Source organism: Halopseudomonas sp. Lyrl_26 (genome assembly GCF_051948695.1).
GTDB lineage: Bacteria > Pseudomonadota > Gammaproteobacteria > Pseudomonadales > Pseudomonadaceae > Halopseudomonas > Halopseudomonas formosensis.
This window is the reverse complement of record NZ_JAYJLH010000005.1, coordinates 81,715-93,690: the sequence shown is the minus strand read 5'-3', so window position 1 is coordinate 93,690 and position 11,976 is coordinate 81,715. Positions and strand designations below refer to the sequence as shown.

General features: G+C 64.4%; 13 protein-coding genes and 1 tRNA gene. 7 read left to right on the top strand and 7 right to left on the bottom strand.

All coding sequences use genetic code 11. The features are described from left to right. Positions 1-5 precede the first annotated feature (5 nt). Genes VF673_RS08655 through glpK form a run of 3 tightly spaced genes read left to right on the top strand, consistent with a single transcriptional unit; the run spans position 6 to position 3,017 of the window. Positions 6-1,040: an NADP-dependent oxidoreductase gene (locus tag VF673_RS08655; RefSeq protein ID WP_320331156.1), complete on the top strand. Its 1,035-nt coding sequence runs from the start codon at positions 6-8 to the stop codon at positions 1,038-1,040. Between the two features lie 7 nt (positions 1,041-1,047). Then, complete coding sequence (ybaK, locus tag VF673_RS08650) at positions 1,048-1,521, top strand: Cys-tRNA(Pro) deacylase (protein WP_273123932.1); 474 nt, start codon at positions 1,048-1,050, stop codon at positions 1,519-1,521. A gap of 11 nt (positions 1,522-1,532) precedes the next feature. Then, a complete protein-coding gene (gene glpK / locus VF673_RS08645) occupies positions 1,533-3,017 on the top strand; it encodes a glycerol kinase GlpK (RefSeq protein ID WP_440291624.1) in 1,485 nt (494 codons plus the stop codon). A gap of 18 nt (positions 3,018-3,035) precedes the next feature. Here the strand turns inward: glpK and VF673_RS08640 are convergent, their stop codons facing one another. From VF673_RS08640 to grxD, 3 genes are all read right to left on the bottom strand, one after another. Continuing rightward, entirely contained in the window at positions 3,036-4,217 is a 1,182-nt protein-coding gene (locus tag VF673_RS08640) for an AI-2E family transporter (protein ID WP_440291623.1), read from the bottom strand. Positions 4,218-4,421: 204 nt separating this feature from the next. Beyond that, positions 4,422-4,498: transfer RNA gene (locus VF673_RS08635), tRNA-Pro, on the bottom strand. A gap of 101 nt (positions 4,499-4,599) precedes the next feature. Continuing rightward, positions 4,600-4,920 (bottom strand): Grx4 family monothiol glutaredoxin, encoded by a 321-nt coding sequence (gene grxD, locus VF673_RS08630; RefSeq protein WP_090537578.1) that lies wholly within the window; start codon positions 4,918-4,920, stop codon positions 4,600-4,602. Between the two features lie 228 nt (positions 4,921-5,148). On the opposite strand from grxD, the gene argF reads away from it, so the two are divergent. The 4 genes from argF to VF673_RS08610 all read left to right on the top strand — a co-directional run bounded on the left by argF (position 5,149) and on the right by VF673_RS08610 (position 8,068). Continuing rightward, positions 5,149-6,054 (top strand): ornithine carbamoyltransferase, encoded by a 906-nt coding sequence (gene argF / locus VF673_RS08625; RefSeq protein WP_440291622.1) that lies wholly within the window; start codon positions 5,149-5,151, stop codon positions 6,052-6,054. A gap of 5 nt (positions 6,055-6,059) precedes the next feature. Then, positions 6,060-7,166, top strand: a complete 1,107-nt coding sequence (locus VF673_RS08620; RefSeq protein ID WP_440291621.1) for an ABC transporter ATP-binding protein — start codon at positions 6,060-6,062, stop codon at positions 7,164-7,166. Between the two features lie 74 nt (positions 7,167-7,240). Then, a complete protein-coding gene (locus tag VF673_RS08615; RefSeq protein ID WP_440291620.1) occupies positions 7,241-7,720 on the top strand; it encodes an FKBP-type peptidyl-prolyl cis-trans isomerase in 480 nt (159 codons plus the stop codon). Positions 7,721-7,855: 135 nt separating this feature from the next. After that, positions 7,856-8,068, top strand: coding sequence for a hypothetical protein (locus tag VF673_RS08610; protein ID WP_090537583.1), 213 nt, complete (start codon positions 7,856-7,858; stop codon positions 8,066-8,068). Positions 8,069-8,096: 28 nt separating this feature from the next. Here VF673_RS08610 and VF673_RS08605 read toward each other — a convergent pair whose 3' ends face one another. Genes VF673_RS08605 through VF673_RS08590 form a run of 4 tightly spaced genes read right to left on the bottom strand, consistent with a single transcriptional unit; the run spans position 8,097 to position 11,949 of the window. After that, a complete protein-coding gene (locus VF673_RS08605; protein WP_440291619.1) occupies positions 8,097-8,588 on the bottom strand; it encodes a GDYXXLXY domain-containing protein in 492 nt (163 codons plus the stop codon). Continuing rightward, a complete protein-coding gene (locus VF673_RS08600; protein ID WP_440291618.1) occupies positions 8,578-9,627 on the bottom strand; it encodes a DUF4401 domain-containing protein in 1,050 nt (349 codons plus the stop codon). The genes VF673_RS08605 and VF673_RS08600 overlap by 11 nt, the downstream gene beginning before the upstream one ends. After that, positions 9,624-10,601: a DUF2157 domain-containing protein gene (locus tag VF673_RS08595; protein ID WP_273127127.1), complete on the bottom strand. Its 978-nt coding sequence runs from the start codon at positions 10,599-10,601 to the stop codon at positions 9,624-9,626. The genes VF673_RS08600 and VF673_RS08595 overlap by 4 nt, the downstream gene beginning before the upstream one ends. Positions 10,602-10,617: 16 nt before the next feature. Then, entirely contained in the window at positions 10,618-11,949 is a 1,332-nt protein-coding gene (locus tag VF673_RS08590) for an MFS transporter (protein ID WP_235818570.1), read from the bottom strand. Between the last annotated feature and the right edge of the window lie 27 nt (positions 11,950-11,976).

The following is an 11,976-nucleotide window of genomic DNA, read 5'->3' as shown; positions in this document are numbered from 1 at the left end:
TTTCCATGCCCCAGAGCCCAGACCGGAACCGTCAGATCCTGCTTGCCTCCCGCCCCGTCGGTGCACCGGTGCCCGAGAACTTCAGCCTGGTCGAAACGCCGGTGCCCACCCCCGGTCCGGGGCAGATGCTGCTGCGCAACCTGTGGATGTCACTGGACCCCTACATGCGCGGCCGCATGAGCGATGCCAAGTCCTATGCCGATCCCGTGCCGGTGGGCGGCGTCATGCCCTGCGGTGCGGTGAGCCGGGTAATGCAATCCAATCTGGACGGTTATCAGCCCGGCGATCTGGTGATGTGCTATACCGCCGGCTGGCAGGATTACAGTCTGTCGGACGGCACCATGGTGTTCAAGCTCGACCCCGACATGCCGGAGCCTTCCCAGGCCCTCGGTGTGCTGGGCATGCCCGGGTTCACCGGTTACATGGGATTGCTGGATATAGGTCAGCCCAAGCCCGGCGAGACGGTGGTGGTGGCAGCGGCCACGGGACCGGTGGGCAGCGTGGTGGGTCAGGTGGCCAAGCTCAAGGGCTGTCGGGTGGTCGGCATCGCCGGCGGAGCGGACAAGTGTGCCTACGCGGTAGATGAGCTGGGCTTCGACGTCTGCCTCGACCACCGCCTCGACAGTCTGGCCGACGACCTGGCCAACGCCTGTCCGGACGGCATCGATATCTATTTCGAGAACGTCGGTGGCAAGGTCTTCGATGCGGTCATGCCCCTGCTCAACCCCCACGCACGCATCCCGGTGTGCGGCCTGATCGCCCAGTACAACGCCACCGAACTGCCACCGGGTCCGGACCGCCTGCCGGCACTGATGCGCCTGCTGTTGAGCCAGCGCATCCGCATGCAGGCATTCATCATCTTCGACAACTATGGTCCGCATTACCCTGAATTCCTGGCGCAGATGACGCCCTGGGTGGCCGAGGGCAAGGTCAAGGTCAAGGAGCACCGTATCGAGGGTCTGGAGAACGCCCCCCAGGGCCTGATCGGCCTGCTCGAGGGCCAGAACTTCGGCAAGGTGGTCGTCCGGATCGCCGACTGAACAGCAGATGACACCGGCAACCAAAGTACTGGACAAGGCGCGGGTCAACTACAGCCTGCACCGCTATGAACACGATCCGCAGGCCGAATCCTACGGCGGCGAAGCGGCGGAGAAGCTCGGCCTGGACCCGGCCAGGGTGTTCAAGACCCTGCTGGCCAGCACCGAAACCGGCGAGCTGCTGGTGGCGGTGGTGCCGGTCAGCGGGCAACTCGACCTGAAACTTCTGGCCCGCGCGGCCGGCAGCAAGCGAATCGGCATGGCCGACCCGGCAGCCGCCCAGCGCAGTACCGGCTACCTGCTGGGCGGCATCAGTCCGCTGGGCCAGAAGAAGCGCCTGCGCACCTTCATTGACGACAGCGCCAGGCAGTGGCCGGAGATCTACGTGAGCGCAGGCCGGCGCGGGCTGGAGATCGCCCTGGCACCGTCGGATCTGGCCAGCCAGACCCATGCCACCTTCGCCCCCATCGGGCGCAACGACTGACGGATATTCCCATGCCAGACTACCTGCTTGCGATAGACCAGGGCACCACCAGCAGCCGGGCAATGATCTTCGACGAGCACTGTCGCCCGCTGCAGACGGCACAGCAGGAATTCGCCCAGCATTTTCCGCAGGATGGCTGGGTCGAACATGATCCGGAAGACATCTGGCAATCGGTGGTGAGCGTGGTGCGCAACGCACTGCAGCAGGCCGGACTGGCGGCAACCGATATCCGCGGCATCGGCATCACCAATCAGCGGGAGACCACCCTGGTCTGGAATGCCGAGACCGGGCAGGCGATCTACCCGGCCATCGTCTGGCAGGACAGGCGCACCGCCGCCTACTGCGACCAGTTGCGCGAGCAGGGTCACGAGGCGCTGATCAGCGAGCGCACCGGCCTGCTGATCGATCCCTACTTTTCCGCCACCAAGCTGCGCTGGATCCTGGACCAGGTGCCCGGTGCCCGCCAGCAGGCCGAACAGGGGCAGCTGCGCTTCGGCACCGTGGACAGCTTCCTGCTGTGGCGCCTGACCGGGGGCCGGGTGCATCGCACCGACGCCACCAACGCCTCGCGCACCCTGCTCTTCAATATCCATACCCAGCAGTGGGATCAACAGCTGCTTGAACTCATGGACATCCCGGCCAGCCTGCTGCCCGAGGTGCTGGACAACACCGCCGAGTTCGGCCACACCGACCCGAGCCTGTTCGGCGCTCCCATTCCGGTGGCGGCCATGGCCGGTGACCAGCAGGCGGCGCTGGTCGGGCAGGCCTGTTTCAGCCCGGGCAGCGTCAAGAGTACCTATGGCACCGGCTGCTTCATGGTGATGAACACCGGCGACACACCGGTGCGCTCGCCCCACCGCCTGCTGACTACCGTCGCCTACCGGCTCGATGGCAAGCCCACCTACGCCCTGGAGGGCAGCATCTTTGTTGCCGGCGCCGCCATCCAGTGGTTGCGCGACGGACTCAGGCTGATCAGCCATGCCGACGAAACCGAAGCCCTGGCCGAGCAGGTCGGGGATCAGAGTGGCGTCTATCTGGTACCGGCGTTCACCGGACTGGGTGCCCCCTACTGGGATCCCAAGGCGCGCGGGGCCATCCTCGGCCTGACCCGGGACACCGGTATTGCCGAGATCGTCACCGCCGGGCTGCAGTCGGTGTGCTTCCAGACCCGTGACCTGCTGGAAGCCATGCAGGCCGACGGCAACATGGCCATAACCTCGCTCCGGGTGGATGGCGGGATGGTGGTCAACAACTGGATGGTGCAGGCCCTGGCCAATACCCTGGGCGTGGCGGTGGAGCGTCCTCGCATAACCGAGACCACCGCCCTGGGTGCGGCCTGTCTGGCGGGACTGCAACGGGGCCTGTTCGGCAGTCTGCAGGAGCTTGCCGGCCACTGGGGCCGGGAGCGCAGCTTCGCCCCCCTGATGCCCGAGCAGCGCCGCCTGCAGCTCTATCAGGGCTGGCTGGATGCGGTGCGGCGGGTACGGGGAACCTGACCGCGCCGCGCCCCCCTCTCAGGGCCGGGCTGAATCCGGCAGTTCGCTGGCAGGCATCTCTTCGGCAGGCACAGCCGCCGCTGCTACCTCGGCCGATTCGTCAGGCAGCTCCTCGTCCTCGGCGGGTACGGCGAGCACGGCAACGACCTCCTGCTCCTCCCGCGCCTCGGCGTACAGACTCCAGGCCGCCATGAACAGCGCTGCAATCAGCGGGCCTATGACGAACCCGTTGAGGCCGAAGAGCGCAATGCCGCCCAGGGTGGAAATCAGCACCACATAGTCCGGCAGCTTGGTGTCCTTGCCCACCAGGATCGGACGCAGCACGTTGTCCGCCAGACCGATCACGACTGCGCCGAAGGCAGTCAGTACCGCCGCCTGCCAGATGGCACCGGTGGCCAGGAAGTAGATCGCCACCGGTCCCCAGATCAGACTGGCACCCACCGCCGGCAACAGCGACAGCACCGCCATGAGGACGCCCCAGAGCACCGCCCCCTGCAATCCGAGCACCCAGAAGATGAAGCCGCCCAGCGCGCCCTGGATCGCCGCCACGGCGATGTTGCCCTTGACCGTGGCCTTGACCACAGTGGTGAACTTGCTCAGCAGGTGCTGCTTGTACATCTGACCCAGCGGAATGGCGCGGCGGATCTGCGCTGCCACCAGCCGACCATCACGCAGCAGGAAGAACAGCAGGTATAGCATGATGGCGAAGCTGATCAGGAACTGGAAGGTGTTCTGACCTATGCTGAAGGCCTTGGTCGCCAGGAACTGACTGCCACTCATGGCAAATTCGGAGAGTCGCGCCTGCACGCCGGCCAGGTCGGCCAGGCCGAAACGCTCCAGCAGATCCCGGGCAAACTCCGGCAGGGCATTGACCACCTGCTGCAGATACCCGCCGACATCGAGGGTGCCGCTGCTGATGCGCTCGTAGAAGTTGGCACCCTCCTGCACCAGCGCACCGGCCAGAAGACTGAGGGGAAGTATGACTATCAGCAGGATGATCAGCAGGGTCAGCGCCGCCGCCCATCCCCGCCGCTGCCCCAGACGCGCTTCGAGGCGGCGCTGCACCGGCTGGAAGATGATCGCCAGTATGGTGCCCCAGAACACGGCACCGTAGAACGGCAGCAGTATCGTCGCGAAAGCGACCGAGACCAGTGCCAGCAGCAACAGAAAGCTCTTGTTTTCCATCTTGGTGTTGTTCATGGCTGTGCAGATTCGTCCATGCAGGGATGACGGTTGAAGAATACCAGCGAGCCCGGCCCGCAGATAGCGCAGGCTTGGACCCGCTCGAAGGCCGAACATTCAACCGGGGGAGTTCAAGACCCGAACAAGGGATGGGCAGTGCAGAAACGACAAAGCCCTGACCGGGGTCAGGGCTTTGTGCTGCTCATCCGAAGATGACCGTATTGGTCGGAGCGACTGGAATCGAACCAGCGACCTTCTCGTCCCGAACGAGACGCGCTACCAGGCTGCGCTACGCTCCGTGTTGGTGAGGCGGCATTTTACATAAACGTTTTATTTTCACAAGGCCTTGATGAAAAAAAATCCATTGCCGCCCGATGCTTAGATCCGCTGGCAGCCTCGCTCAGTCCTGCGCGGCCGCTTCCAGCATGGTCTGCAGCTCGCCGGATTCGGCCAGCTCCAGAATGATGTCGCTACCACCGACCAGCTCCCCCTTGACCCACAGCTGCGGGAAGGTGGGCCAGTTGGCGTACTTGGGCAGCTCGGCGCGGATATCCGGATTCTGCAGGATGTCCACGTAGGCGAATTTCTGGCCACAACTCATCAACGCCTGTACCGCGCGGGCGGAGAAGCCGCACTGCGGAGCATTCGGAGCACCCTTCATGTAGATCAGGATGGGGTGGCTGGCAATCTGGTCTTTGATGGTGTCGATAGTGCTGCTCATGGCAATCCTCTGAGGCGTTTGGGGCCGGAATGATGATCGCCATTGTATCGCAAACCACCCCGCCCTGCCCAACTGCACCGCGACCATTGGCGTCATTTGCCTTGCAACGGATTTTCCCTATAAGATGCCCGCTTCTCACCTTTCAAGATATGGCTTGTACCGAGCCACCGAGCTGCGGTAAGGGGTCCTGTTTCCCGCCAGCAGCCAATCCCGATCAGGTAACACAAGATGACAGTACGGCATTTTCTCTCGTTGATGGATTGTTCCCAGGCAGAGCTAACCAGCCTGCTCAAGCGCGGCATCGAGCTGAAGGATCTGCACCGCCAGGGGGTAGTCTACGAGCCGCTGAAGAATCGGGTGCTCGGAATGATCTTCGAGAAAGCCTCCACCCGGACCCGGGTGTCCTTCGAAGCCGGCATGATCCAGCTGGGAGGCCAGGCCATCTTCCTGTCCCCACGGGACACTCAGCTCGGTCGTGGCGAGCCGGTGGAAGACAGCGCCCGCGTACTGTCACGCATGTGCGACGCCATCATGATCCGCACCTTCGCCCACAGCACCCTGGAAACCTTCGCCACCCACTCCCGGGTTCCGGTGATCAACGGGTTGAGTGATGATCTGCACCCCTGCCAGCTGCTGGCTGACATGCAGACCTTCCTTGAGCATCGCGGCAGCATCAAGGGCAAGACGGTCGCCTGGATCGGTGACGGCAACAACATGTGCAATACCTATATCCAGGCCGCCATGCAGTTCGACTTCCAGCTGCGCGTGGCCTGCCCGGAGGGCTACGAACCGGATCAGGCGTGGCTGGATCGCGCGGGCGATCGTGTCACGCTGCTGCGCGATCCCCGCGAGGCGGTCGCCGGCACCCACCTGGTATGCACCGACGTCTTCGCCTCCATGGGTCAGGAAGACGAGGCCCAGGAACGGCTGCGGGTATTCACCCCCTATCAGGTCACCCGGGCCATGCTGGATCAGGCCGACCCCGAAGTCCTGTTCATGCACTGCCTGCCCGCCCACCGCGGAGAGGAAGTGTCCCATGACCTGCTGGATGATCCGCGCAGCGTGGTCTGGGATCAGGCCGAAAACCGCCTGCACGCGCAGAAAGCCCTGGTCGAGTTCCTGCTGGTCGAGTGAGCACCATGTCCCAGATCGTTCTGGAGTTGAACCACCTCAGCTGCGGCTATGACAACCATCCGATAGTCCAGGACCTGAGTCTGCATCTGCGGGCCGGCGACATCGGCTGCCTGCTGGGCCCCTCCGGCTGCGGCAAGACCACCACCCTGCGCAGCATTGCCGGTTTCGAGCCGGTTACCGCCGGCGAGATCCGTCTGCAGGGCCAGGTGATGTCCAGTCCGGGGCAGCGCGTTCCGCCGGAGCAGCGCCGCATCGGCATGGTATTTCAGGATTACGCCCTGTTTCCCCACCTGACTGTGGCGCAGAACATCGCCTTCGGCATCAGCAAGCACCCCGAACGCCGCCGGATAGTCAGCGAACTGCTGGAACTGGTCAATCTGGACCGTCTCGGCAAGCGCTATCCCCATGAGCTGTCCGGCGGACAGCAGCAACGGGTAGCACTGGCCCGGGCACTGGCTCCCGAGCCTGCCCTGCTGTTGCTGGACGAGCCCTTCTCCAATCTGGATGGTGACCTGCGTCGCCGCCTGTCCGCCGAAGTTCGCGACATCCTGAAGACCCGGGGCATCAGCGCACTGCTGGTCACCCACGACCAGAACGAGGCCTTCGCCGTCTGCGATCAGGTCGGCGTGCTGCGCGACGGTCGCCTGCAGCAGTGGGATACTCCGTTCAACCTCTATCACGAGCCGGCCACCCCCTTTGTCGCCAGCTTCATCGGCCAGGGTTACTTCATTCGTGGTCAGTTGCTGACCCCCGACACGGTACAGACCGAGCTGGGTGTGCTGCGCGGCGATCGCGCCTATCAGCTGCCTCCGGGCAGTGCTGTGGACGTGCTGCTGCGTCCTGACGACATTGTCGGCCAGGCCAGCAGCCCGCTGACCGCCACCATCACCGGCAAGGTCTTCCTCGGCGCCACCACCCTCTACCGCCTGCAGCTGCCCACCGGCAGCACCGTCGAGACCCTGTTCCCCAGCCATGATGACCACCCCCTCGGCGAGGTTCTGGGAATCAGCGTAGCCGCCGATCATCTGGTGATATTCCCGGCCCAGGGCAGCGTCAACGTCAGCGCGCAGCTGCCCCTGGAACAGATGCTCGAAGAGGGTGATTCGGACTGAATCACCCCACGGCTTGGCAAGCGGGCCGACGCTCCGGATAATGGCGGCTTTTCCATCCAGGACGAGTCGCAGCCATGCAGATTGCCAAAGATACCGTAGTCCAGTTCCACTACACCCTGTTCGACGCCGATGGTCAGGTCGAATCCTCCCGTGACCATGAGCCGGTGCTCTACCTGCATGGCCAGCCCGGCCTGCTCGAAGGCCTGGTAGAAGCCATGGAAGGCCGCAAGGCCGGCGACAGCTTCACGGTCGAGCTGCCGGTGGACAAGGCCTACGGCCCTGTCCAGCCCGATGCCACCCAGAAGGTCCAGGTAAAGCACCTGCAGGGCGCCAGGAAATGGAAACCGGGCATGCTGGCGATTGTCCAGACCGAGCAGGGTCCGCGCCAGGTTACCGTGGTTAAGGTCGGCCTGTCCCAGGCGGTGGTAGACACCAACCATCCGCTGGCCGGTCGTGATCTGAAGTTCGAGGTGGAGATTCTCTCGGTACGCGCCGCTACCGAAGAGGAACTGGCCCACGGCCATGCCCACGGCGTAGGTGGTCACCAGCACTGATCCGCCGGGATTTGCGGAAATCTTGCGGCGATTGGACGGGGATAAATGCCAGGGAAGGCACCGAAAAAAACAGCACAAGCTTTATTGACAGATAAAGTGTATTATGGTTGTTTTTATCGAAAGGGAGCAGATTCCATGTCAGCCAAACCCGCCGTCAAACCCGCCGCCAAGCCGACCCGCGCCGCCGCGCGAAGCAAGCCGGAACCCGCGGTTACCACCAGCGCCTCCATCGATGCTCAGGTTGCGGCCTTCCTCGCGTCCGGCGGCGAGATCCAGACCATCCCTACCGGCACCAGCGGCCAGACTTATGGTGGCCCCCGCGCCCGTGCGGCGGCGAAGAAAGCCTGATCCACGGCAGCAGCAGTATCGGCGACATTCAGCGCCGGTTGCTGCCCAGCAGCTGTAGCTGCCCATCATAGAGCCCGGCCAGCAAGGCCGTGCCATCATCGGCAACGCGAAAGCCTCCCCAGCGAGCCTGCTCATAGACATGTGCGGTGCCCTCCTGGAAGAAGAAGGCATTCGGCCCCACCGTCAGACGTCCACCCTCCCTGCGGATACGCATGGACACCACGCCCGGCTCGGAGCTGAGCTGGTCTCCCGTGCCAGCCAGCACCGCCCGGCCTTCCGCGCCTCGGTGCAGATAGGCATAGCCCGGTAGCTGCTCGCCGGAATCGGGCAGCTGGGCATCCACGGCAAAGCGCAGCGCCATGTAATCCCCCTGCATCAGTGAGCGCGGATCCACCGGGGCCAGCTCCAGCAGCACCAGCTGACCATCACGCAGAGTGCGCTCGAAGCCGTACACCAGATAGCAGGCCACCGCCAGCACCAGACACAGGGCAGCCACTATCGCAGCACGTTCAGCTCTCATTGTCAGCCTCCCAGAAGCGCAGCACCAGCCAGCGCAGCAGCAGAAGCACCACGCCGCTGAGCATCAACACCATCGACTTGTGCAACAGACTGAGATGCAGGCTGTAATACAGGTCGCCGAGATACAGGGTCACCACCAGTCCGACCAGGGCGCACCAGAGGCGCTCGCATGCCCGGAACAAAGCCAGCCACAAGGCACCTGTCACCAGCAGCCCCGGAGCCGCCCAGCCAAGTGCACCGACAACCAGGCAGGCAATACCCACCGATGCCACCCTCGCCAGCGACTGGCCCCGCACCAGCCAGAGCGCAACGCCCAGCAGCAGGGTGGCTGCGCCCAGGGGGTACAGCCACAGAACCCATGCGGCTTCGTCGGCCAGCCTGCCCAGCGGTAGCGTCCAGTCCCTGCGGGCTATCAGCGGCAGTGCCATGGCAGCAAGGGTCGTTGCCGCCGCCACCGCCCGCCAGACCAGCGCCTGCGGCGCCCCGGCCCATGCGCCCCGACGGAGCCAGAGCAGCAGTGCCAGGCCCGCCAGCAGCAGACCGTAAAGCGACAGCCAGCCATTGAAACCGATCAGCACCGCCACGCCGGCAAATACACCCAGGGCACAGAGCACCCTGTGCAGCGCGGGCGCCGGCACCCACAGCATGCCCAAGGCGACCAGTGCACCGCTCAGGGCGCAACTGCGCAGCTCATCAAATCCGGACAGTTCGCCGACCGCGTAGACCAGCATGCCCTGCCCCGCCAGCGACAGGGCCAGCCCCATCTGCGCCAGAAAGATGCCGGGCTGACGTAGCAGCCAGACTGCCAGTCCCAGCAGCATGGCGCCAATCAGGATGGCCCCGAAGAGGCTGTCGTGCGCCAGCGCCAGGGCACTGCTGAGAATCAGCATCAGCGCTGCCAACCAAGCGGCCAGACCGGCAAACAGATGAACGAACCAGGGTGCCGGGCTCTGCTGCATCACCGCCGCAGCGGCAGCCTCATCCACTATGCCGCGCTGACGCAGATTCTCCAGCAGCGCCTGCTTCCAACTCTCCCTCATGCGTTTGCCTCCCGGTACAGGCGGTGCAGCCACACCGACACTGCGGCACTGCTGGCCAGTAACTGGATGCCCACCAGCTGCAGCACGCCGAAACCGTCCAGCGGATCCAGCAGGCGGATCAGACCCGCAGCCGTCAGCACGACCAGCGAGTAGGCCAGGATGGCCACCATGAACAGGTCCGGGCGCCTGCGCAGGTAGACAGGCAAGCCGATCAGCGCTGCCAGCAGCAGTCCGACCAGCAGTTCCCGGTACTCATGCTGCCACCAGCCGATACAACCGCCGACGGTAAGCGCCGCTACCAGCGCCAGACCGCACAGGCGGTGCAGCAACCTGCCCGGCCGGAGCAGCAGCCAGCCCCCAGCCATCTCGAACACGAGCAACAACAGCAGATTGGTCAGCACCGCAGCCAGCAGACCCGACGCCGAGGTCAGGATGCTGCCCAGCCACCCGGCATGCACGGCGAAGTAGCGCAACACCGCCAGATTGACGACCAGCCACAGCAGCATCCAGCTGGCCGCGGAGCGCGACAACAGCACCCAGGGCAGCATCAGCGCACTCCAGCCGGCGAACAGCTGCCAGATATCGGCACCGGTCTGATATATCTGGCCGATCAGTGCCAGCAGGGCTCCCGTGGTCAGGGCCGCTCCGAACAGACAGGCATGCTGGAATGCCGAACCGGATTGCAGGATGAAAGCAGCCACGGCAAAGCCGCTGAGAGCGAGCGCCGCCGCCGCCAGCTTGTGCCCGCGATGCAGCTCGTCCCAGTTGAAGGCAAAGAAGAAGATCACGCCCAGCGCCAGCAGCAGGCAGCCGTAGAAGCCCAGCAACCGGTCCAGCGCCCAGCGCCATTGCGCAGCGGAAGCCGCTGATGTGGCTGGCGCCAGGGCGCGCTTCAGCTGCGTCGGCGTCAGCAGCCCCTGCTCGCCCCAGCTGAGCAGTTGGTCGCGCCGACGCAACTCGTCCATATGATCCATATCGACCCTCCCTGTGTCATCCGCCGGCGCCGCGCCACAGCCGCAGCCGCTGCAGGAATTCGGGGACAGTGAAAAACAGATAGCACGAAAAGGCAATATTGAGCAGCGACACCAGCAGGAACAGCTGGGGAATGCTGATGCCCACCACCCCCAGCATGAGCATGGCCAGTACCGCCGAGAGCACCATCAGCAGCGAATTGAGAATGTTGTTGGCGGCGATGACCCGGGATCGCTCATGGTCGTCGGTACGGGACTGGATCAGGGCATACAGGGGCACGATATAGAAACCGCCGAACATGCCCAGCCCGAGAATGCAGCTCATCACCCACCAGGCCGCCGGCTGATGCAGCAACGCGCGCCAGCTCAACTGTTCCACACCCACCGCCAACTGTCCGGCCCCGACCCACAACAACAGGCCGAACAGGGTCAGCCCTGCCGCACCGATCGGAACCAGCCCGAGGTTGACCGTACGCCCTGCCAGCCGCTCGCACAGCAGCGACCCCGCAGCAATGCCGATGGAGAACACCGCCAGGATCAGACTGACCACCGACTCGTCGCCGTGCAGGTAGTCATGGGTAAAACCCGGAATCTGCGCCAGATAGGTCGCCCCCAGAAACCAGAACCAGGAGTTGGCCAGCAGCGAGCGGGACACGGTGCGCGACTGCTTCACCAGCCCCAGGTGCAGAATGCGAGCTGACTGCCGGAAGATATTCCAGTCCAATGCCAGGCCCGGCAGCGCAGCCGTGGTCGCGGGTATGCCCAGACTGGCGAGAAAGCCGGCCAAGGCGAATCCCAGCACGGCCAGCGATACCCACCAGGCCCACTGCTCACTGCTCATCAGCAGGCCGGCGAACAGGGTGCCACCGAGGATCGCCAGAAAGGTGCCCATCTCCACCAGAGCATTGCCACCGACCAGCTCCCGCTCCGCCAGGTGCAGGGGCAGTATCGAGTACTTCACCGGGCCGAACAGCGCTGACTGCGAGCCCATGACGAAGAGCACGGCCAGCATCATCGGCAGATTGGCGAGCAGCACGCTTGCCGCGCCGAACAGCATGATCAGGATTTCGGCGAACTTGATCAGCCGGATCAGCCGGTGCTTGGGGTATTTCTCCCCGAGCTGCCCACCCAGCGCGGAGAACAGGAAGAACGGCAGGATGAACAGCAGCGCGCTGAAATTGATCAATACATTGGGGTCGGCGCTGGTGCCGACGCGAAACAGGATCGCCAGCACCAGAGCCTGCTTGAACACGTTGTCATTGAACGCGCCGAGAAACTGGGTAATGAAATAGGGCAGGAAGCGCCTGCTGCCCAGCAACTCGAACTGCGACCGTTCTGCCATTGCTGTCATCCTTCACTGATCTTGAAGGATGACAGC